At 48.2% G+C, this 21,343-nt stretch carries 19 protein-coding genes and 1 riboswitch; all 19 genes read left to right on the forward strand.

The annotated features are described in order from the left end of the window. Positions 1-87 precede the first annotated feature (87 nt). Positions 88-1,761 carry a putative manganese-dependent inorganic diphosphatase gene (locus ACR0QE_RS02325; protein ID WP_432626777.1) on the forward strand — a complete coding sequence of 558 codons (1,674 nt, stop codon included), beginning with the start codon at positions 88-90 and terminating at the stop codon, positions 1,759-1,761. A 100-nt stretch (positions 1,762-1,861) separates the two neighbouring features. Then, positions 1,862-2,602: a flavin reductase family protein gene (locus ACR0QE_RS02330; RefSeq protein ID WP_432626778.1), complete on the forward strand. Its 741-nt coding sequence runs from the start codon at positions 1,862-1,864 to the stop codon at positions 2,600-2,602. 23 nt (positions 2,603-2,625) lie between these two features. Next, positions 2,626-3,108, forward strand: a complete 483-nt coding sequence (locus tag ACR0QE_RS02335; RefSeq protein ID WP_432626820.1) for a shikimate kinase — start codon at positions 2,626-2,628, stop codon at positions 3,106-3,108. 174 nt (positions 3,109-3,282) lie between these two features. After that, positions 3,283-4,410 carry a GNAT family N-acetyltransferase gene (locus ACR0QE_RS02340; RefSeq protein ID WP_432626779.1) on the forward strand — a complete coding sequence of 376 codons (1,128 nt, stop codon included), beginning with the start codon at positions 3,283-3,285 and terminating at the stop codon, positions 4,408-4,410. Between the two features lie 89 nt (positions 4,411-4,499). Further along, the gene (locus ACR0QE_RS02345) at positions 4,500-5,243 is read left to right on the forward strand and encodes an NAD-dependent protein deacylase (protein WP_432626780.1); all 744 of its coding nucleotides are present in this window, start codon (positions 4,500-4,502) and stop codon (positions 5,241-5,243) included. Positions 5,244-5,340: 97 nt separating this feature from the next. After that, on the forward strand, positions 5,341-6,342 hold the full coding sequence (locus ACR0QE_RS02350) for an aldo/keto reductase (RefSeq protein ID WP_432626781.1): 1,002 nt from the start codon (positions 5,341-5,343) through the stop codon (positions 6,340-6,342). A 59-nt stretch (positions 6,343-6,401) separates the two neighbouring features. Then, complete coding sequence (locus tag ACR0QE_RS02355) at positions 6,402-6,605, forward strand: DUF951 domain-containing protein (protein WP_432626782.1); 204 nt, start codon at positions 6,402-6,404, stop codon at positions 6,603-6,605. A gap of 156 nt (positions 6,606-6,761) precedes the next feature. Then, positions 6,762-7,334, forward strand: a complete 573-nt coding sequence (locus tag ACR0QE_RS02360; protein ID WP_432626783.1) for a biotin transporter BioY — start codon at positions 6,762-6,764, stop codon at positions 7,332-7,334. 266 nt (positions 7,335-7,600) lie between these two features. Continuing rightward, the gene (gene rpsF, locus ACR0QE_RS02365; RefSeq protein ID WP_177976688.1) at positions 7,601-7,894 is read left to right on the forward strand and encodes a 30S ribosomal protein S6; all 294 of its coding nucleotides are present in this window, start codon (positions 7,601-7,603) and stop codon (positions 7,892-7,894) included. Positions 7,895-7,918: 24 nt separating this feature from the next. Further along, positions 7,919-8,386 carry a single-stranded DNA-binding protein gene (locus ACR0QE_RS02370; protein WP_432626784.1) on the forward strand — a complete coding sequence of 156 codons (468 nt, stop codon included), beginning with the start codon at positions 7,919-7,921 and terminating at the stop codon, positions 8,384-8,386. A 60-nt stretch (positions 8,387-8,446) separates the two neighbouring features. Then, a complete protein-coding gene (gene rpsR / locus ACR0QE_RS02375; protein WP_177976686.1) occupies positions 8,447-8,713 on the forward strand; it encodes a 30S ribosomal protein S18 in 267 nt (88 codons plus the stop codon). Between the two features lie 269 nt (positions 8,714-8,982). Beyond that, positions 8,983-10,686 (forward strand): hypothetical protein, encoded by a 1,704-nt coding sequence (locus ACR0QE_RS02380; protein WP_432626785.1) that lies wholly within the window; start codon positions 8,983-8,985, stop codon positions 10,684-10,686. A 938-nt stretch (positions 10,687-11,624) separates the two neighbouring features. Continuing rightward, positions 11,625-12,041 (forward strand): hypothetical protein, encoded by a 417-nt coding sequence (locus tag ACR0QE_RS02385; protein WP_432626786.1) that lies wholly within the window; start codon positions 11,625-11,627, stop codon positions 12,039-12,041. Positions 12,042-12,324: 283 nt separating this feature from the next. After that, positions 12,325-14,010 carry a glycosyl hydrolase family 18 protein gene (locus ACR0QE_RS02390; protein WP_432626787.1) on the forward strand — a complete coding sequence of 562 codons (1,686 nt, stop codon included), beginning with the start codon at positions 12,325-12,327 and terminating at the stop codon, positions 14,008-14,010. Between the two features lie 204 nt (positions 14,011-14,214). After that, entirely contained in the window at positions 14,215-15,774 is a 1,560-nt protein-coding gene (locus ACR0QE_RS02395) for a metallophosphoesterase (RefSeq protein WP_432626788.1), read from the forward strand. A gap of 101 nt (positions 15,775-15,875) precedes the next feature. After that, the gene (locus tag ACR0QE_RS02400) at positions 15,876-16,598 is read left to right on the forward strand and encodes an N-acetylmuramoyl-L-alanine amidase (RefSeq protein WP_432626789.1); all 723 of its coding nucleotides are present in this window, start codon (positions 15,876-15,878) and stop codon (positions 16,596-16,598) included. 269 nt (positions 16,599-16,867) lie between these two features. Further along, positions 16,868-18,838 (forward strand): fructose-1,6-bisphosphatase, encoded by a 1,971-nt coding sequence (locus tag ACR0QE_RS02405; protein WP_432626790.1) that lies wholly within the window; start codon positions 16,868-16,870, stop codon positions 18,836-18,838. 115 nt (positions 18,839-18,953) lie between these two features. Further along, positions 18,954-19,088: riboswitch (FMN riboswitch) on the forward strand. Between the two features lie 272 nt (positions 19,089-19,360). Continuing rightward, entirely contained in the window at positions 19,361-19,987 is a 627-nt protein-coding gene (locus ACR0QE_RS02410; protein ID WP_432626791.1) for an ECF transporter S component, read from the forward strand. 165 nt (positions 19,988-20,152) lie between these two features. After that, entirely contained in the window at positions 20,153-21,208 is a 1,056-nt protein-coding gene (locus ACR0QE_RS02415) for an L-threonylcarbamoyladenylate synthase (protein ID WP_432626792.1), read from the forward strand. Positions 21,209-21,343: the final 135 nt, after the last annotated feature.

Consider the following 21,343-nt stretch of genomic DNA (forward strand, 5'->3'; position numbering starts at 1 on the left):
CACAATGTAAACGAATTGTGAAAACACGACAATTTTCAAAGGCGAAAACAAGAAAAATTGTGAAAAATGCAAAACAAGGAGGAGATTATGCTGGACGAAAAGAAGCGGAAGACAATTGTAATTGGACACAAGAATCCGGACACGGACTCAATCTGTTCTGCCATTTGCTATGCAAGGATGAAACAGAAGCTGACCGGTATGGAGTATGAGCCGTGCCGTGCCGGTCATGTGAATGCGGAGACGCAGTTTGTGCTGGACTATTTCGGTGTGGAACCTCCGCGTCTTGTGGAAAATGTAAAGACTCAGGTGAAGGATATTGAGATTCGCAGAACCCAGGGCGTAGACCGGAACATTTCCCTGAAGAAGGCGTGGAATCTGATGCAGGATGAGAATGTTGTCACCCTGCCGGCAATCAGCGAGGGCAGTGTCCTAGAAGGTCTGATCACAGTCGGAGATATCGCGAAATCCTACATGAGCATTTATGACAGCGATGTTCTTTCCAAGGCAAAGACACAGTACAAAAATATTCTCGAGACCCTTGATGGAACGATGGTAGTCGGAGATGAGAATGATTACTTTGATCAGGGAAAGGTTTTAATTGCCGCTGCAAACCCGGATCTGATGGAGAATTACATCAAGCCTCATGACCTTGTCATCCTCGGAAACCGCTACGAGTCCCAGCTGTGTGCGATTGAGATGGAGGCAGCCTGTATCATCGTGTGTGAGGGTGCAGCGGTATCCATGACGATCCGCAAACTCGCTCAGGAACGCGGTTGCGCCGTGATTACGACGTCTTACGATACTTACACGGCGACCCGTCTCGTCAACCAGAGTATGCCGATCAGCTATTTCATGAAGACGGAGAACCTGATCACGTTTGAGGATACCGATTACATCGATGAGATCAAGGAAGTGATGACGAGCAAGCGTCACCGCGATTTCCCGATTCTTGACAAGAACGGAAAATACAAGGGCATGATCTCCCGCAGAAATCTTCTCGGCGCGAGAGGAAAGCGCATCATTCTCGTCGATCACAACGAGCGCGCCCAGGCGGTGGACGGCATCGAGAATGCAGATATTCTTGAGATTATCGATCACCACAAACTCGGAACCGTGGAGACAATCTCACCGGTATTTTTCCGCAACCAGCCGCTTGGATGTACGGCGACGATCATTTACCAGATGTACAATGAGAACAACTTAGAGATCGACCGCGAGACCGCAGGTCTTCTGTGCAGTGCGATCATTTCCGATACACTTCTGTTCCGCTCCCCGACCTGTACGGAGACTGACCGCGTGGCAGGACTTGCGCTTGCGTGTGCGGCAGGAATTGACATTGACAAGTATGCGGCAGATATGTTTGCGGCAGGAAGCAACCTCAAGGGAAAGAGTGAGCAGGAGATTTTCTATCAGGATTTCAAGCGTTTCTCCGCAGGAAAGGTATCCTTCGGTGTCGGCCAGATCAGCTCGCTGAATGCGGATGAGCTTGAGCAGCTCAAAGCGCGTCTTGCCCCGTACATGGTGAAGGTACAGGAGGAACATGGACTTGATATGCTCTTCTTCATGCTGACAAACATTTTGACGCAGTCGACGGAGCTTCTGTGTCAGGGTTCAGGAGCAGAGACGATGATTTTGAAGGCTTTCCATATGGAGCAGCAGCCGGAGCACCTGAATGCAAAAGAATGTGCAGTGACGCTTCCGGGTGTGGTTTCGAGAAAGAAACAGCTGATTCCGGCCATTATGATTGCGTGTGAGGCGTAAACGGTTATACGATTTGCGAGCGTCGGCTTGAATAACAGAGCTAACAGGTATAAAGTATAAAGAAAGATAAAAAGAAAGATAAAGAGAAAGAGAGAAAGATATGGGAAGACAATACTGGCGGGGAGGGAATATGCTTTATCCGGTTCCGGCTGTGATGGTCAGCTGCATGAGACCGGGAGAGCGCCCGAATATTATTACGGTGGCGTGGGCAGGAACCGTGTGTTCCGACCCGGCAATGCTTTCCATCTCTGTGAGAAAGGAGCGCTACTCTCATCGGATTCTTGAGGAGACCGGAGAGTTTGCCGTGAATCTGGTCAACAGGGAGCTGACTTTTGCAGCGGATTACTGTGGGGTGCGCTCCGGACGAGATGTGGACAAGTTTCAGGAGATGAAACTGACGCCGCAGCCGTCAAAATATATCTCGGCTCCCGGAATTGCCGAGAGTCCTCTGATTCTCGAGTGCAGAGTGAAACAGCAGATTCCGCTCGGAACCCACGATATGTTTCTGGCAGAAGTGCTTGGCGTTTCGGTGGACGAGCGCTACATGGATGAGAAAGGAACCTTTCATCTGAATGATTCGAAGCTGACTGCGTATTCTCACGGAACATATTTTGAGCTCGGAGAGGCACTTGGAACCTTTGGATTTTCTGTGCGGAAAAACAAAAACAGCGGCGAGAAAAAAAACAGCAAAGCGAATAAAGAAAAAGCGAAATCGTCTGATAAAGGCAGCAAGGACAGCAAAAGCGGCAGAGACAGCAGAGAACATAGAGACAGCAGAAAGAATTCCGAGAATTCTGTGAAGACTGCGAAAAAGCGTGCAGACAGGAGGAAGCATAAGTGAAAACAAATATTACCTTGATTGGAATGCCGGCGTCGGGAAAGAGTACCGTTGGGGTTCTTCTCGCAAAACGACTCGGTTATTCCTTTGTGGATGCGGATATTGTCATTCAGGAGAAGACAGGAAAACTTCTGAAGGAAATTATTGCGGAACAGGGAACGGACGGATTCCTGAAAGTGGAGGAAGAGGTAAACAGCGAATTGAATGTTGAGCGCTCTGTCATTGCTCCGGGAGGCAGTGTGATTTACGGACCGAAGGCGATGGAACATTTAAAAGAGATCAGTGTGGTTGTTTACCTGAAACTGTCCTATGAGGATGTGAAGATGCGTCTTGGAGATCTGAAAGACCGCGGAGTGGCACTCAAGGATGGGATGACGCTCAAAGATCTCTATGATGAGAGAATTCCGCTTTACGAGAAGTATGCGGATATCACGATTGATGAGACCGGAAAGACCGCAGGTGTGATCGTCGACGAGCTCAGAACCATGATGGAACATTCCGGTAAGTAAGAGAAATTTGCGGGCATCAGCTTGAATGTTGAACTTATCGAACAAGTTATGGGGCGCATTGTGTCTTATCTTTCCCCCACTCTAGGAAATAAACACAGGGTGTGGTATGATAGAGGGGAAATGGCGTAACCCAGAGGAAGGACAGGTTTCTTTGGGGCATTAGGAGGAAGAACAATGCCGGAGTATTTGGATGATGCACAGAAACAGGAGACGAGAGAACTGTGGGAGGGCATCTTTTCGGAGGATTCTCGTTCTTTTGTGGATTATTATTACAGCGAGAAAATGAAGGATAACCGGGTGCTTGCGATCCGGGAGGACGGGGTGATTCAGGCGATGCTTCACCAGAATCCCTATCTGCTTGCGGTCGGAAAATGGCGGTGGAGAGTCGATTATCTTGTGGGTGTGGCGACCAGACCCCAAAAACGTCATCAGGGTTATATGAGACGTCTTCTGACTGCGATGATGGCGGAGATGAGGACGGAGAAGATGCCGTTTTGCTTTCTGATGCCGGCGAGTGAGGCAATTTATCTGCCGTTTGGATTTACCTTTATTTTCCGTCAGCCGAAATGGAAGCTTCGCAGCCCTGACTCTTTTTCGGGGGGACTTGCGCGAAAGCAGGTTCTGAAGAGGGGGGAAGACGGCAGGGATTACAACAGCCCCGGAAGGAGCGGTTATCTGGGTGAGTTAGCGAGATGGATGAACCAGTGGCTGGCTGCCCGCTACCAGGTCTATGCCGTGCGCGACGAGTCATACCTCAAACGTCTTCTGCTTGAACTTGAATCGGAGCAGGGAACCTTTGATGTTCTGATGGATCGGCACGGAATTGCAGGGATGCAGGCGTTCTGGGGTATTGAGGAAGTGGAGCAGAGACTGCTTTATGCCGGAGAACAGTATGCGGAGGAGGAAAAAGACTCTGGGGAACCGGCAATCATGGCGAGGATCATCACCCCGGAAGTTTTTGTGAAAGCGATTCATCTGAGAGGGGAAGTGCGGGAGGATGAGCGGGTGATCCGCCTCTATCTGGAAGATCCGCTGATTCCGGAAAATCATGGACTTTGGATCTGGCACTTAAACCATGAGATGTCGTGGATGGAGCGCGCCGATGTGTGCATAACCGAAGGAATCGATGATTGTGGAAAACCCGGGGAAAAACAGAGTGTGGAAAAGTGTGCGTGGGATCTGCGTGTGGAAATTGCAGAATTTACTGCGTGGCTTTTTGGGTATTCGGTTCCGGCTGCTGTCGGCGAGTGGGACCGGGTGGTTGAGCCGTTAAAAGGTGTTTTTCTTGATGAAGTGGTTTAGTGCTGACGTTTCGTGTCTCGTGCTTGGTGTTTCGTACTTTGTGCTCCGCATTCAGGGGGCGTGCAGCGGGAGACAGAAAGGAGTTTGCTATGGGAGAAAAGAGAGAAGATCTGGCAGAGAAGATTGCGTGCCTGAAGGACTGGATTGACAAGAGCGATAACATTGTGTTTTTTGGCGGTGCCGGTGTCTCGACGGAGAGCGGAATTCCGGATTTCAGAAGTGTCGACGGACTGTACAACCAGCAGTATGATTATCCGCCGGAGACGATCATCAGCCACAGTTTTTATCAGAGAAATCCAAAAGAATTTTTCCGTTTTTACAAGAATAAGATGCTCTTTCCGAATGCAAAGCCGAATGCGGCGCATCTCGCACTTGCGAAGCTGGAGAAGGAGGGCAAGCTGAAGGCAGTCATCACCCAGAATATTGACGGACTCCATCAGGCAGCTGGAAGCAGAGAAGTGCTTGAACTTCACGGCTCCGTTCACCGGAATTTCTGTACAAGATGCGGAAAATTCTATACGCTTGAGCAGATTCTTGCGATGGACGGAGTGCCGCGCTGTGAGTGCGGAGGAATCATCAAGCCGGATGTTGTGCTCTACGAAGAGGGACTCGACCAGCAGACACTTGAAAAAGCAGTTTTCTATATTTCCCAGGCGGATATTCTGATTGTCGGCGGAACTTCTCTGACGGTTTATCCGGCAGCGGGTCTGATCGATTATTACCGTGGGGACAAGCTGGTTCTGATCAACCGGGATGTGACGCCGATGGACAGCCGGGCGGATCTTGTGCTTGGTGGAAAGATCGGAGAGATTTTCTCAGAACTTGAGAAGTAGGGGGTGGCAGCGCCATTTCCTCTGGGGCTGGGCAGTTGACAAACAGAAAAATAACAGGTAAAGAGTAAGTTGACAAATATAAAAGGGGGCTGACGCGATGCAGACATATCAGGCAGACGAGAAGCGTTACGACAATATGGAGTACAAGAGATGTGGAAAGAGTGGAATTCTTCTTCCGCGCCTTTCACTGGGACTGTGGCAGAATTTCGGACTTGAAAAGACGCTTGATGAGCAGAAAGAGATTATCTTCCACGCCTTTGATCTTGGAATCACACATTTCGATCTGGCGAACAATTACGGTCATCCGGCGAGAGGCCTTGCAGAGGAGAACTTCGGAAAGATTCTCCATGGAGATATGGAAGCTTACCGCGAGCAGATGCTGATCTCCACGAAGGCAGGATATGATTTCTGGCCGGGCCCGTATGGAAACTGGGGATCCCGCAAATATCTGATGTCGAGTCTGGATGCGAGCCTGAAGAGAATGAAACTGGATTATGTGGATATTTTCTATCATCACCGCCCGGACCCTGAGACTCCGCTTGAGGAGACGATGGGGGCGCTGTCTGATATGGTGCGGCAGGGAAAGGCACTCTATGTCGGCATTTCCAACTATAATGCCGAGCAGGCACAGGCAGCGATCGATATTCTGAAGGCAAACAAGACACCGTGTCTGATTTGTCAGCCGCGCTACAATATGTTTGAACGCTGGGTGGAGGATGGACTTTTAAAGGTGCTGGACCGCGGAGGTGTTGGCTGTATCGCGTACAGCACACTTGCACAGGGTGCGCTGACGAACAAGTATCTGCACGGAATTCCGGCAGGCTCCCGCGCTTCCCGTGAGGGAACGAGCATTGGCGGAAGATATCTGTCGGAGGAGAAACTGGAGAAGGTCCGCAAGCTCAATGAGATTGCAGAAAACCGCGGACAGAGCCTGGCGCAGATGGCAATCGCCTGGGTGATGCGTCGTCCGGAAGTGACGAGTGTGCTGATCGGAGCGAGCCGTGTCTCTCAGCTTGATGACAATGTGGCAGTTCTCACTCACCGCGATTTCACTCAGGATGAGCTTGATGCGATTGATGCAGTTCTCGCAGGAAAATAAAACTCAGAGTCGATGCCTTACGTCGGCTTGAACAAAACAAATGACAGGACAGACGAAACATGGATCAGAATCAGAAATGGAATTTTGAAGTTGGAGATGTTGTGAAATTAAAGAAACCGCATCCATGCGGAAGTCAGGAATGGGAAATATTGCGGGTTGGCGCAGATTTTCGTCTGAAATGTATGGGATGCGGACATCAGATTATGGTAGAACGTAAACTGGTGGAGAAGAATGCCAGAGCGCTGAAAAAGAAAGAAGAGTAAGCCGTTTTTCGGATCGGCTGGAAACAGAAAAATGGAGCGGGGGCTATTGTCAACCAAAATTATATTTATGGTTGACAATAGCCCCCGCTCTGTTTATAATGGTGTTTATTGCGATATAAGATACAAAAAATCAACTCTTCAGGAGGAGAATGAGAAATGGAAAAGACAATTTCTGGTGAATCAAAGAGAAGAGAAATGTCGACAAAGCAGATTGCGCTGATCGGTGTCATGACGGCGGTGACCTGTGTGGCAGGACCGCTCTCGATTCCGATTCCGTTCAGCCCGGTGCCGATCTCATTTACGAATCTTGTGATCTATCTGGCGCTGTATGTGCTTGGAATGAAGGCGGGAACTTTAAGTTATCTTGTTTACCTGCTTCTTGGATTTGCGGGACTTCCGGTATTTTCGGGATTCAGCGGCGGCGTGGCAAAACTGGCAGGTCCGACAGGCGGATATCTGATCGGCTTTATTTTCCTGGCCCTGATTGCCGGTTTTCTCATGGATCACTCTTCCGGAAACCGTGTGATTGAGGTTGTCGGAATGGTGATTGGACTTGCAGTCTGCTATATCTTCGGAACCGTATGGCTGTCAGCACAGCTTGGACGTACCTTCTTTGAGGGACTTGCCGTCGGTGTCATTCCGTATCTGCCGGGAGATGCAGTAAAGATTATTTTAGCGGTTGCGTTCGGACCGAGACTGCGCAGAGAGATTCGAAGACTGGAGCGCTGAGACTCTCTGGCATTCTCTGGCACCATCTTTTTAGATCTTTTCAGATGAGAGGATTATCTGTCAGAATACATTTGCATTTTGGACATGTATTTCTGACAGAAGTCCTCTTTTTTATATGTGGAAAACCCACGTTTTTTAAAGAAAAAATCGTGAAAAAAGTACTTGCAATTATAAAATCTTTCTGTTAGAATAAATATTCGTGACACAATAAATCCTTGCTCTTGAAAATGAAATTCAAGGGCCAGAGACCACAAGGAGGTAAAGCAATGAACAAATACGAATTAGCAGTTGTTCTGAGCGCAAAACTCGAAGACGAGGAGAGAGCAGCAGCACTGGAGAAGGTACAGGGATACATCACCCGCTTTGGCGGCACTGTAACCGGCGTTGACGACTGGGGCAAGAAGAGACTTGCATACGAGATCCAGAAGTCCAAGGAGGCTTTCTACTACTTCATCAAGTTCGAGTCTGAGAATTCTGACTGCTCTAACGAAGTGGAAGCACACATCCGCATCATGGAGCAGGTTGTAAGATATCTTTGCGTGAAGCAGGACGAGCAGTAAATACAATTTAGAAAGAGTGATGGTATGAATAGAGTAATCCTTATGGGAAGATTGACCAGAGATCCGGAAGTTCGGTACTCACAGGGCGAGCGTTCCATGGCTATCGCAAGATACACTCTGGCAGTAGACCGCAGAGGTCGCAGAGGTCAGGATGGCGATCAGGGACAGACGGCAGACTTTATCAATATCGTAGCATTTGACAGAGCTGGTGAGTTCGCAGAGAAATATTTCCGTCAGGGAATGAGAGTTCTCGTTTCCGGAAGAATTCAGACTGGCAGTTACACCAACAAAGAAGGTCAGCGCGTTTATACCACAGACATCATCGTAGATGATCAGGAATTTGCAGACAGCAAGGGTGCAGGCGCAGGAAACGGCGGTATGGGCGGTGGCTCTTACCAGCCGGCTTCCCGTCCGGCTCCTTCAAGTGCGATCGGTGACGGATTCATGAACATTCCGGATGGTGTGGAAGACGAAGGGTTGCCGTTCAACTAAGCGCAGGTTGGCGTGAGAAATTGAGCGTGCGACGATATTTGAAAGAAGGAGGCAATACCAATGGCATTCAATAAGACTGATAAAGCTGATGGCGCTAAGGTTAGAAGAGGCGGCATTCGCAGAAGAAAGAAAGTTTGCGTATTCTGTGGCGATAAGAACGGCGTAATCGATTACAAGGATACCAACAAGCTGAAGAGATATGTATCTGAGAGAGGTAAAATTCTTCCGAGAAGAATTACCGGAAACTGTGCAAAGCACCAGAGAGCTCTGACCGTTGCTATCAAGAGAGCACGTCACATCGCTCTGATGCCGTACACCATGGAGTAATCTTTATTTTTAATTTATTAAAGTAAAGGTTTTTCTGGAGTAAGGAAAATTTGCGAATCATAGGGATTCCGCGTGAGAAATCATGCGGGGTCCCTTTTTTTTATATGCAAGGATGCGCCGAGGCACATTCTTTTTTATTTATGCGGGTAACTGATCAGTATCCATTTGTATGATATAATTTCACCAAAAAGTTAAAACAAACGAAGTACATATAAAAATTAAGGCAAAAAATTGAGAATGGAGATTCGCAGATAAAAGGGGAATGACAGATGGCATATATAAAATACAATCATGATTGGAAGACGATAAAAGAGCATACGGTATTGAATGAGCATCAAAAGAGCGTGGGTCTTGGAAATGTTCAGGATGCGATTGAAAAATTTATAGGCAAGGATGCATATGCCGGAATCAACAAACTTGATGAGAATAACCATAAAAAAACCCTTCACAGTTCACGGGGAAAGAAACTGCTCGAGTCAGGACGAAATGTTCTGGAGATTGACGTGGCCGGTTCGGGATTTGGACTGTTTCAGGCACAGCATAAGAATGTCGATGGAGAGGGACATGTAATAGAGGATGGAATGATGGTGTCGGAAAAAGCCATTCGGGAGAAAAAATTTAAGAAAGTCGGTATTCTGAATAAAATTAGTCTGCTTCAGAAACTGCCGGGGTTTATGCGCCCGAAGTCGGAGAAATCGATCAACAAATATAATGAGATCATTGCCAAATACAGTGCGGAAGTGCCGCTCGATCAGGTGAGAGCAGCCAGAAAACATCCGGGGAAAAAGCACGCAAAAGCGCCGGTGATTAAAGGTGCAGATACAAAAAAAATCATGATGTTAGATAAGATCCTTATGGAAAAATATGGAAAAAAACTGACTGACAACGGCGCTTGGAGCAAGATACGCGTAAAAAATAAAATACAGAAGACAGAAGATGGCGTCACGATCAGAAAGTTCCGTTGTATGATGCCTGGACCGCTCAAGTTGGGCGGTGTGCGTGATGCGGGCGATTACAGCATTGACAATCTCAGAGAGTATATGCTTACAGTTGGAGAAGTGTATCTTGGAAAAGTAATCAAAGAATGGCAGGCATTTGAGCGGAAGGCGGAAGCGGCCGCTGACAAGAATGATTTCAAGAAGGCAGAAGAGTATCGTGCAATGATAAAACCGGTGACCATCTCCTTAAAGGGTCACAGCCGTGGTGCAGTTGCAGCCTCCCACGGTGCGATGAAGATCAAAAACTGGCTTCATGAAAATTACCCACAGTATGAGAAAAATGTGGATTTTGAGCTGGTTCAGTATGATCCGGTTCCGGGATATTTCTCTGATAAGGGGACAAAACATCGCATCAATATCCGACAGAACAAGACACCGGAAGATGCGAAGGAATTGAAGAAACTGGGAATGATGCCGCTTGGAGATAAGGCTCAGACAACCGTAATTTACTCAATGCATGCGGATCATCCTCTTTTTTTCTCCCCGCAGAATGTAAACGGAGCAAAGCGGGTGATTTTTGTTCCGGAAAAGCACGCAGCAAATTTGGATATGGTAGACAAATCTCAGGGACAGCCTCACAGAAAAGGTTATACAGACGCTTCCACAGGGGAGGTTTACAGAGGTTCCGGATTAAGTGAACTTCCGGAAGGTGTGTACATGGCGGATGAAAAGCTGAGAGTCGTTAAAATGCCGAATCCAGAGGCCGGACACAAGATCCTTAAAGAGGTTACAAAGTCCACTAAGCTTCAGTCCAGCAGACACAGACGTCTTAACGCAGCGATTGATAACTGGTTTGCAGATGCGAAAGAGCGGGAAATTCTGGGAAAGAGCCGGGAAAAACAGGGAAAACGAGAGAAGATCGGTCTGGAAGGGTTAAGAGAATTGTTTGGAGGAATAGAGAGACCGAAGAAGTCTAGGGCACAGCCGAAAGCAAAGAAGGAAGAAGTGAAGCAGCAGAAGCAGATGGGGAAATAAGGAGATATTACAGGCTTTCTCAGGAGGGGAAACAATCCCCTTCTGAGAGATACGCTCCGTGAGGGCGTAGGGCGCCTGGAATAGTTGCCATGCACGGGCCTCAGTGAAATGGAAAGCCCGGCAGACATGAAAACCCCATCAGACAAAGAAAAAGAAAATAAAGACATAAAAAATGAAAAATCTTCTTGATAAATGTCGGAGTCTGTATTAGAATGGGCTTTACAGAGATGATAGCTGTCGAAAGAAAAGACATTTTCGGATGAACTAGCATCAAGAAAGATTTCCTGTACGTCCCTGCTTCTTGCAGGGGACATCATATTCAATGGCGATGAGAGAAACATTCTTATCAGCCGTCTGGTGAATAAATAAACATCTTACATTCGGTGAGAAATCCCTGTTTTTAATTTTTGCTTGTGACTGTGAGTCTTGAATTTATGGCGCAGTTATGAAAATGAAAGGTAATTCTGCAATCAGAGCGATATGATCCTGTCTAAAAATCAGGCAGACATTGAGAAATCAAAATCACGGAATCTTAAAATAATTTTGCCATTGGTACCGCCTTCTTTTTGCGCGCGACAAAAGAAAACAATTTATACATTTGTAGTTCTACAATCAGTTATGCACAGTTATGCGAAAAGGAAGAAAAAGAAAGAAAAGAAAGATATGAGTAGAAACCGTGAGAGCATTTTAAAGTCTGAACCATTCCCGGAAACGGATCGAGAGACGGATATGTCGGAGAGAAGGGCAGAAGGAAGACAGAAAATGTCAAGGAAAGTCTGAAAACAGAAATCATCTCTGACTGTCGGCGGAAGCGATGCGAATCGTCTGGCGGTAGAACGGGCGCAGCTGCCCGGGACAACAGAACAGGCAGGAGAGATTTGTGTCACGGCTTATACCTCCCGGTCGTCTGGACTGTTGTCCAAAACAGGAGGGGGAACATGGGTAATAGAAAATGGAGACTGAATGCACGGCGCAGAAATGCTTTTGTGCAAGGGTTCAAGCGTTATCAGGAGAAGGGAATTTCTGTCCTAATTGACGGAAAGGAGGCGGATGATACACTGTGGAAGAAACTCTTTGAGGTTCGCAGCGACGGCGGATTTTACATGGGAGATTACATTTTTGAGGATGCTCCCGAGACAGAGATTGCCGATCGAAAGAGAGAAATCCAGAAGAGATTCGAGGATGAAGAAGCGGGACAGGCGGAAAGCGTGAGAGAGGGGACGGATCCGTATGGCCATTGTCCGGGAAATGAAGCAGAGAAAGAGTTTCTGGAATCTCAGGATTTTCAAATGCAGTTTCGAACAGGAAAAAAGATTTTAAAACAGATTCGATTTGATCTTGTATATAATAAGTGAGTGTCTGTGACAGAACAAAGCCGTCCTGTCACAGGAAGGGGTGGGGCTTTGAGAGAATTCCAATTCAGCCTGGAAGGAACAGAAGCATGGGGCGGGAATAGTCAGGAAAATGTAAGAGAGGGAACTCCTATTTTATGATATAATGAGCGCAAAAGAAAAACAAGCGACTGCGAAGCAGGCATTTGTTTTTCTTGCGCCATTAATGAGCGTTAACGAGCCGGAACAAGTTTACTTGTTCATCGCGAGTAGCGTCATTAAATTGAAAAAGAGGAGAAACCGGCTGATGAAGCGGAGAAGACGAAAGAAACATTTTATTTCATTTGCGAGACTGGCTGCGGTGGCCTTGATTTTTGCAGCTGCGGCGGGAGGTGCTGTGGCATGGAAATATCTGGGGCCGTCTGGAGAGCGGGCAGATATTCAGGAAGTGTTTGCAGTCAGCCAGGATGAGGTGGCGATCATCTGGAATGGTCAGGTGACAGATGGAATCAAGGGAAAGATGGTGGAAGATGAGGTGTATCTTCCGCAGGATTGGGTGAGCAACAGCATCAACGAGCGGTTCTACTGGGATGAGTCAGATGAGCAGCTGATTTACACCTTTCCGGAATCCATCCTCTATATGGGAGCAGATGAGCGTTCTGACGACGGGAAACCGTTGTTTATAGAAGATCCAAAAGACCACGATCAGGTCTGGATATCGGCAGAGCTTGTTCAGGAATATACAGATATCCGGACGGAGACATTTACCGATGGAGAGGCAAAGAGAATCTTTCTGGACAGCAGCTGGGATGCCGAGGAGAAGGCAGTTCTGAAAAAGAAGACAGCGATTCGTGTCCGGGGAGGAGTCAAGAGCAAGATTGTCACAGACGAGGCGAAGGGAAGCACGGTCACGATTCTCGATGAGATGGAGAACTGGTCGAAAGTCCGGACGGAGGATGGTTATCTCGGATATGTCAAGAACCGTGTACTGAAAGACCGCAGCGAGGAGCAGCCGGTCAGTCATTTTGAGGAGCCGGTTTACACGAATATTTCGATGAATGAGCCGATCTGTCTGGTGTGGCATCAGGTGATGACGAAGGACGCCAATCAGACGCTCGAAAAGCTGATGGCAAATACCAAGGGAGTCAATGTGATTGCCCCGACATGGTTTCTGTTGACGGACAATCAGGGAAATTATGAGTGTCTGGCAGATCGCTCCTACGTACAGAAAGCTCATGCGATGGGAGCTCAGGTGTGGGCAGTTCTCGATAACTTCAATAAAGGCGACAATGTGGATTCGGGAGTGCTTTTTTCGGATACGTCGGCGAGAAAGAAACTGATTGCCGGGCTGATGAGAGATGTGCAGGCGTACGGAATCGACGGAATCAATCTGGACATTGAGGGAATAAAATCTTCTGTGGGACCGCACTATGTGCAGTTCATCCGGGAACTCTCTGTGGACTGTCGAAAAAATGGAATTGTTCTCTCTGTGGATACTTACGTGCCTTCGGCGTACACGGCATTTTATAACCGTGCCGAGCAGGGACGTGTGGCAGATTATGTTGTGATTATGGGATACGATGAGCACTATGCAGGCGGTGAGGCAGGTTCGGTTGCATCTCTTGGATATGAGGAACAGGGAATCGAGGATGCGCTGAGAGAAGTTCCGAAGGAGAAACTGATCAGTGCAATTCCGTTCTACACGCGTGTCTGGCAGGAGGATGCAAATGGGGTGACTTCTCAGGCAATGGGAATCACGAAAGCCAAGCAGTGGGTTCAGGACAATCAGGTTGAGCTGACCTGGGAGGATGCACTTGGACAGTATTACGGCGAAAAGACGGAAAATGGGACGACTTACAGCATCTGGATGGAGGAAGAACGGTCAATCGGCTTAAAGATGGATCTGATCCGGAACAACAACCTTGCGGGTGTCGCATGCTGGAAACTTGGATTTGAGCCGGCGGATATCTGGGATATTGTGAAACTGCCGTAAGGATATAGAAAAAATGTTTTGACGGTAATGGTCTGTGTGTTGTGGATAAAATGCCATAAAAAGAATTGTGGATAAGTCAGACCTGTGCGGGAGGTGGACAAAAGAGAAGCTTTCAGATGGAGAGGCGAACGAAGAAGAGAACGGAAGGCGTGCCGTGAATGGCGGTCGGACGGTAACTGTGGTAAGAAAGAGGGGGATGGAGAGATGAAAAAGCGAAAACTCTGGGAAACAACTTCAATGATTTTGATTACAGCAGGAATTCTTTACGGAGTTTCCGGCTGTGCAAGAGATGCAGGGGGAGATTCGGTATCGGAATCTTCTCGTTCTGCATCTGAGTCGTCTGAGCATTCAGCTCTCGATCCTTCAGAATCTTCCGGAGCACAGCCATCTGGCAGTTCCACGGAATCATCCTCTGGAGGTGAAGGCGGACAGGAAGAAAATCCGTCTGGGGAAAATGAGACAGATCAAGGTCAGACAGAGCAAGATCACAACCGAGATGCAGACCGTGAAAACAGAAAAGAAGAAAAAAAGCGGTTTGAGAGAGACGGAGAGTGGGAGAGCCATCTGATTCAGGGATCGGACATCCACTACTTCGCGCGGGAACTGACAGACAACGGGGAGAGGTTTTTGGAGATGGTGGAATATGGGGACGGAAAGGTCGTCACCTATATCGATGCGATCACGGATGCCTTTCTCGATGAGGTGATGGAGTATTGCCCGGATGCGTTGGTTCTGAGTGGAGATCTGACTTTGGAGGGAGAGAAAAAAAGCCATCAGGAGCTTGCCAAAAAGCTGAGAAAAGTGGAAGATGCCGGAATTCCGGTTCTGGTGATTCCGGGAAACCATGACATTAACAATAAGAAAGCAGCAAAATACAAGGGAGCACAGCGGATGCCGGCTGAGTACACAACGCCGGAGGAGTTTAGGGAGATATACAGCGAATTTGGTTACGATGAGGCGCTGAGTGAGGATCCGACAAGCCTGAGTTATGTCTATGAGCTGGATGATGAGACGAGGATTCTGATGCTCGATACCTGCCAGTATGATCCGGTTGCGAAAGTCGGAGGTGCGATCCTCTCAGACACGTATGACTGGATAGAGGAACAGCTGCGGGCGGCGTGGGAGGACGGTGTGATGGTGATCCCGGTTGCGCATCACAATCTTCTCGATGAGAGTGAGATCTATGTCGATGACTGTACGATCGAGCATGGAGAACAACTTGTGGATTTGCTTGAAGAGTGGGATGCGCCATTTTTCCTCAGTGGACATCTCCATGTCCAGCATTACAAGCGTTCTTCTGATGATAAGGGACTCCCGGAGATGGTCACGAGTTCCCTTGCAACACCGGGATGTAAGTACGGTGTGCTCAGCTATTGCCCGGACGGGGAATTCTACTATCGGACGTGGGCAGTGGATGTGGAGAAGTGGGCGAAAGAACATGGAAGCCAGAAGACGGATCTGCTGAATTTTGATGAGTTTGGGGATCGTTTTTTGAGAAAGGTCTTTTACAATCAGTCGCAGAAAGCGCTTGAGAAGATCCCATCGCTGACGAGTGCCCAGAAAAAGCAGATGTCGGAATATTATGCAGAGCTGAATGATGCCTATTATCAGGGAACTGCCTTCAAAATCCGCGAGCGGGCTTATAAGGATCCGGCATATGAGCTCTGGATGAATGACGGCGCACTCACAGAGCTGTCGGAATATATCGAGTACATTCTGAAAGATGCAAAGACGGATTACAATCAGCTTAGAAGTGACAGATAGGCGGCAGAGTAGACAGCAGAGTAGGCGGCAGAAAAAAGCAGCGTCTTTTCTTTTGATGTGGGAGATATAATAAAAAAGAGAATGCTCTTGGCAGGTATGATGTGAAGAATCGAAGAGCAGAACATCTGATGGCAGCAGTATTTTTGATGGCAGTCTTTCTGATTGCGAGGAGGGCGGGAGAATTTGTACCGGGGAACCATGAAGCGTCGGCGTCGGCTCTCGCAAAAAAGCGACCGGTGGTCTGTGTAGATGTAGGGCATGGAGGAAACGATCCGGGAAAGATTGCCGTGGATGGAACACCGGAGAAAGACATTAATCTGAGCATTGCAAGAAAACTCAAGACATATCTGGAAGCGTCAGATGTGGAAGTGATCTTGACGCGGGAGGACGACAGAGGACTCTACAAGGAGACGGACACGCAGAAGAAAGCTGCCGACATGCACAATCGCTGTGCAAAGATCAATGAAGCGCAGCCGGATCTCATGGTCAGCATTCATCAGAACAGTTACCATCAGGAGGCAGTCTCGGGAGGCCAGGTTTTTTATTTTTCGAACTCGGAAGAGGGAAAACGGCTGGCTGAGACCTTGCAGAGACGTTTCGATTACGTTCTGGGAGATAAGAATACGAGACTGGCAAAGGCAAACGGCAGTTATTATCTGCTCAAAAATGTGAAGTGCGTCTCCGCGATTGTGGAGTGCGGCTTTCTCTCAAACTGGGAAGAGACGAAAAAGCTGAAGACGGAGGAATATCAGGATCGGTTAGCGTGGACGATCCACGTCGGAATCATGGAATACTTAAATGGCAGGCAAAAGTACAGCAATTAAAAATGGTTACTGTTCACGCGCCCTGCAAACAGTAACGGATTTTGCCGATGCTTCGCATTCCAGATCGGCAAAATCTGCTGTCACCACTGTATCATACGGCATTTTCAGTTCAGAAAATGCCTACCCGTGTATAGTAACATTAAAATGTGCATTTTGACAGGTACATAAGACAAAACTCTTTTTGGAACTCCCCAAATCTGTTATAATAAAGATACATTGTATACAAGACAGAAAGCGATGAGGGGAGAAAAAAGGAAGGAGTTTGTGGTATGCAGGATTTACAGACAAGATATCTGGAACGACTGTCAGAACTGTATCCGACGATTGCAGCCGCATCGATGGAAGTGATTAATCTGGAGGCAATTTTAAATCTGCCGAAGGGAACGGAACATTTTTTAACGGATGTGCATGGAGAGTATGAGGCCTTTTCCCACGTGCTCAAGAATGGTTCCGGTGCCGTGCGCCGCAAAGTGAATGAGGTGTTCGGAAATACGCTGAGCGATCAGGATAAGCGCACGCTTGCGACGCTGATCTATTATCCGCGGGAGAAGATGGCGCTGATTCTGGCAAAGACGAAAAATAAAAAGGACTGGTATAAGATCACGCTGTATCGTCTGATCGCAGTCAGCAAGCGTGCCGCCAGCAAATATACCCGTTCCAAGGTCCGCAAAGCGCTTCCGCCTGCATTTGCGTACGTGATCGAGGAGCTGATCACGGAGAAAGATGATGTCAGGGATAAGGAATCCTATTACGATGCGATTGTCCAGACGATCATCCGCCTCGGAAGAGCTGAGGATTTTATTGCGGCTCTGTGTGAGCTGATTCAGAGACTTGTTGTGGATCATCTTCATATTCTCGGAGATATCTACGACAGAGGACCGGGTCCCCATATCATCATGGATGATCTGATGGCATATCATTCCGTGGATGTGCAGTGGGGAAACCATGATGTTCTCTGGATGGGCGCCGCCACCGGACAGAGGGGATGCATCGCGAATGCGATTCGGAACTGTGCCCGTTATGGAAATCTGGATATCCTGGAGGAGGGATACGGAATCAACCTTCTTCCGCTTGCGACATTTGCGATGGAGGCATATGAGAATGATCCGTGTACCTGTTTTGCCCTGAAAGGAGAGCCGCCGGCAAATCAGAATGAGAAAGAGCTGAACATAAAGATGCACAAGGCGATCTCGATCATTCAGTTCAAGGTGGAGGGTCAGATGATTAAGGAACATCCGGAGTTCGGGCTGGAGAAGAGAGCGCTTCTGCACCGCATTGATTACGAGCGCGGTGTGATCACGATGGACGGAAAAGAGTACGAGCTTCTCGACAAAAATTTCCCGACGGTGGACCCAAAGGATCCTTACCGGCTGACGGATGCGGAAGAGCAGGTGATGGAGCGCCTTGAGAATGCATTTCAGAAATGTGAGAAGCTTCAGGAACATATGCGTTTTCTTCTGGCAAAGGGAAGCCTGTACAAAGTATACAACGGCAATCTGCTCTTCCACGGCTGTGTGCCGATGAACAAGGACGGCAGTTTCCGCGAGGTAGAACTTTATGGACATCGCTGCAGCGGAAAATCTCTGTATGAATTCTTTGATGAGTATATCAGAAAGGGATTTGTTGCGGAGGACTTGGTAGAGCGCAAGCGTGGACGTGATCTGATGTGGTATATCTGGCTCCATGAGAATTCCCCGCTGTTCGGAAAGACGAAGATGGCGACGTTTGAGCGGTATTTTCTTGCGGAGAAGGAGACACACAAGGAGAACAAGAATCCGTACTACACCTTGATCGAGCATGAGGAGAGTGCAAACAAGATTCTCGAAGAGTTTGGCCTTTCTCCGGAAGATGGTCACATCATCAACGGTCACGTTCCGGTCAAGACGAAGAATGGAGAGAGTCCGGTCAAGTGTGGAGGAAAAGTTCTTGTCATTGACGGCGGTTTCTCCCGGGCTTATCAGAAAGAGACGGGAATTGCCGGATATACGCTGATCTACAATTCTTATGGATTGATTCTTGCGGCGCACAAACCGTTTGAGTCGACAGAGTCTGCGATCGAGAATGAGATCGATATTCACTCGGACAGCGTGATTATCCAGAGATCGACGGAGAGAGAACTCGTCGGAGACACCGACAGCGGACGGAAACTGAAAGAGGACATTGCGGACCTTGAGTATCTGCTTGAGGCGTACCGGAGCGGCCGCATCATAGAAAAATTTCCGTCTCATAACAAGAGTTGATGGCTGATGATCCTCACCAGGATGAGTGTCCGGCAGATATCCGATCGGCCATGATAAAAAAAGAGATTGACGCGAGAGGAAAAAGTGAGTATACTGACAGCAAATGAATAAACAATAAGTTCTTCGGGGCGGGGTGTGATTCCCCACCGGCGGTGATTCTTCGAGAGGAGAAAAGTCCGCGACCTGCGAAAGCGGCTGATCCGGTGCAATTCCGGAACCGACAGTAAAGTCTGGATGAAAGAAGAGATTATGCGGATAGATGTCAGATCAGAAAAGATGACGAAAGTTCATTTCCCATTGCGACATGAAAAGCAAGCCCCAGATTCCATTTGAATCCGGGGCTTTTTTATTTCATAGGAAATTGCGTCCTGTGAAACAAAAAATTGTTCGACGTCATTTTTGATTTTCTGGAAAGATTCATTTTCATTTGTTTCGCATGATACTCCCTGTGGTGCATGGCGGGATTTCGCGATGAGCCTTGACTGAAAGGAACTTACATCATGGAAAGAGGAGGAAGCAACAATGAAAGAGAAACTGTTTACGACAAAAAATGTGGTGCTGATGGGAATGCTCGGCGCGCTGGCTGGCGTGCTGATGATGTTTGAGGTACCGCTTGTATTTCTGGCACCGAGTTTTTACGGGCTTGATTTCAGTGAAGTTCCGGTGCTTGTCGGAAGCTTTGCACTTGGACCGGTTGCAGGTATCGTGATTGAGGCAGTGAAGATTCTGGTGAAGTTAGTGATCAAGCCGACGAGCACAGGATTTGTCGGAGAGTTTGCAAACTTTGCAGTCGGCTGTGCGCTTGTCGTTCCGGCGGGATTGATTTATCGCATCAACCGCACCAAGAAGGGGGCGACAATCGGAATGGCAGTTGGAACGATTTTGATGGCGGCAGCCGGAGTCGTTCTCAATGCGCTTGTGATGCTTCCGTTTTATTCTCACTTTATGCCGCTTGATACGATCATCTCGATGGGAGCTCAGATTAACCCGGCAGTCAGCAATGTGTGGACATTCGCCCTGTTCTGTGTGGGACCGTTCAATGTGGTGAAGGGAATTGTGGTTTCTCTGATCACCGCTCTCGTGTATAAGAGAGTCAGCGTTGTGATTCACGGTGCAGGAGACCAGATGAGACGGGGAGTCAGAGCGTAGACAAAATCCGTTGCTGTTTGCAGGGCGCGTGAACAGTAACAAAAATTGGAAAGACCGGAAAGAAATGCTTCTTATTTTCTTTCCGGTCTTTTTGTGATATGATACCAGATATAGTCGATCTGAATCAGATTTTTAGATACTTGAAAAAGAAAAGAGGAAACACCAATGGAAACAAAGATGGTGAAAATACAGGATACAGCAGACATCCGGGATGAGGAACTCGCGGAGGCAGCAGAGATTCTGCGAAACGGAGGACTTGTGGCATTTCCGACAGAGACGGTTTACGGACTTGGCGCCAATGCTCTGAATGAGGAGGCGGCAAAGAAAATTTATGCGGCGAAGGGACGTCCGTCGGACAATCCGCTGATTGCCCATATCTCTTGTATGGAAGAGCTTGAACCGCTCGTGAAAGAGATTCCGGAGGCGGGAAGAAAGCTTGCAAAAGCGTATTGGCCGGGACCGCTGACGATGATTTTCCCGAAGAGCAGCATTGTGCCGTATGGAACGACGGGAGGTCTTGAGACCGTGGCAGTGCGGATGCCGAGCGATCCGGTAGCGAACCGTCTGATCCGGCTTGCAAAAGTTCCGGTAGCAGCCCCGAGTGCGAATACATCCGGCCGTCCGAGCCCGACAACCGCCCAGCATGTATGGCAGGATATGAACGGAAGAATTGAGATGATTCTTGACGGAGGCCCGGTTGGAATCGGTGTGGAATCCACGATTGTGGATGTGTCTGGTGAGGTGCCGACACTTCTGCGTCCGGGTGCGGTGACGATGGAAATGCTTGAAAAGACGGTGGGACATGTGGAGATTGATCCTGCGATTCAGGGACCGCCGACAAAGGATTTTCACCCGAAGGCACCGGGAATGAAGTATCGCCATTACGCTCCTCATGCACAGATGACACTTGTGGAGGGCGAGCCGGAGGCAGTTGCGAAAAAGATCAATGAGCTTGTCAGAGAGGGACTTGGGCAGAAGCTTCGGGTCGGTGTGATCTGCACCGACGAGAGCAGAGAGAGCTATCCGGAGGGACTGGTCCGCAGTGTCGGGGAGCGCGCGAAGGAAGAGACGATCGCCCACAACCTGTTTGCTGTTCTGAGAGAGTTTGATGATCTTGAGGTCGATGTCATTTACTCGGAGAGCTTTTCAAAAGATCATCTCGGACAGGCGATTATGAACCGTCTGACAAAGGCGGCAGGATACCATATCCTGAAAGTCTGACGGAGTAAAATCGTTATGATACACAAAATCCGTTGCTGCTTGCAGGGCGTGTGAACGGTAACGAAAAATCTGGCTCTAAAAGCCATGAAGACGATGAAGATGATAAAGTTAAAGATGACGAAAAAAGGAGAATTT

The organism is Brotaphodocola sp. (assembly GCF_050873065.1).
In the GTDB taxonomy this organism is placed as follows: Bacteria; Bacillota; Clostridia; order Lachnospirales; family Lachnospiraceae; genus Brotaphodocola.

Bases quoted from the DNA above. Each gene is read 5' to 3' on its own strand.
- ACR0QE_RS02325 (WP_432626777.1), top strand. From the start codon at position 88: ATGCTGGACGAAAAGAAGCGGAAGACAATTGTAATTGGACACAAGAAT.
- ACR0QE_RS02330 (WP_432626778.1), top strand. From the start codon at position 1,862: ATGGGAAGACAATACTGGCGGGGAGGGAATATGCTTTATCCGGTTCCG.
- ACR0QE_RS02335 (WP_432626820.1), top strand. From the start codon at position 2,626: ATGCCGGCGTCGGGAAAGAGTACCGTTGGGGTTCTTCTCGCAAAACGA.
- ACR0QE_RS02340 (WP_432626779.1), top strand. From the start codon at position 3,283: ATGCCGGAGTATTTGGATGATGCACAGAAACAGGAGACGAGAGAACTG.
- ACR0QE_RS02345 (WP_432626780.1), top strand. From the start codon at position 4,500: ATGGGAGAAAAGAGAGAAGATCTGGCAGAGAAGATTGCGTGCCTGAAG.
- ACR0QE_RS02350 (WP_432626781.1), top strand. From the start codon at position 5,341: ATGCAGACATATCAGGCAGACGAGAAGCGTTACGACAATATGGAGTAC.
- ACR0QE_RS02355 (WP_432626782.1), top strand. From the start codon at position 6,402: ATGGATCAGAATCAGAAATGGAATTTTGAAGTTGGAGATGTTGTGAAA.
- ACR0QE_RS02360 (WP_432626783.1), top strand. From the start codon at position 6,762: ATGGAAAAGACAATTTCTGGTGAATCAAAGAGAAGAGAAATGTCGACA.
- rpsF (WP_177976688.1), top strand. From the start codon at position 7,601: ATGAACAAATACGAATTAGCAGTTGTTCTGAGCGCAAAACTCGAAGAC.
- ACR0QE_RS02370 (WP_432626784.1), top strand. From the start codon at position 7,919: ATGAATAGAGTAATCCTTATGGGAAGATTGACCAGAGATCCGGAAGTT.
- rpsR (WP_177976686.1), top strand. From the start codon at position 8,447: ATGGCATTCAATAAGACTGATAAAGCTGATGGCGCTAAGGTTAGAAGA.
- ACR0QE_RS02380 (WP_432626785.1), top strand. From the start codon at position 8,983: ATGGCATATATAAAATACAATCATGATTGGAAGACGATAAAAGAGCAT.
- ACR0QE_RS02385 (WP_432626786.1), top strand. From the start codon at position 11,625: ATGGGTAATAGAAAATGGAGACTGAATGCACGGCGCAGAAATGCTTTT.
- ACR0QE_RS02390 (WP_432626787.1), top strand. From the start codon at position 12,325: ATGAAGCGGAGAAGACGAAAGAAACATTTTATTTCATTTGCGAGACTG.
- ACR0QE_RS02395 (WP_432626788.1), top strand. From the start codon at position 14,215: ATGAAAAAGCGAAAACTCTGGGAAACAACTTCAATGATTTTGATTACA.
- ACR0QE_RS02405 (WP_432626790.1), top strand. From the start codon at position 16,868: ATGCAGGATTTACAGACAAGATATCTGGAACGACTGTCAGAACTGTAT.
- ACR0QE_RS02410 (WP_432626791.1), top strand. From the start codon at position 19,361: ATGAAAGAGAAACTGTTTACGACAAAAAATGTGGTGCTGATGGGAATG.
- ACR0QE_RS02415 (WP_432626792.1), top strand. From the start codon at position 20,153: ATGGAAACAAAGATGGTGAAAATACAGGATACAGCAGACATCCGGGAT.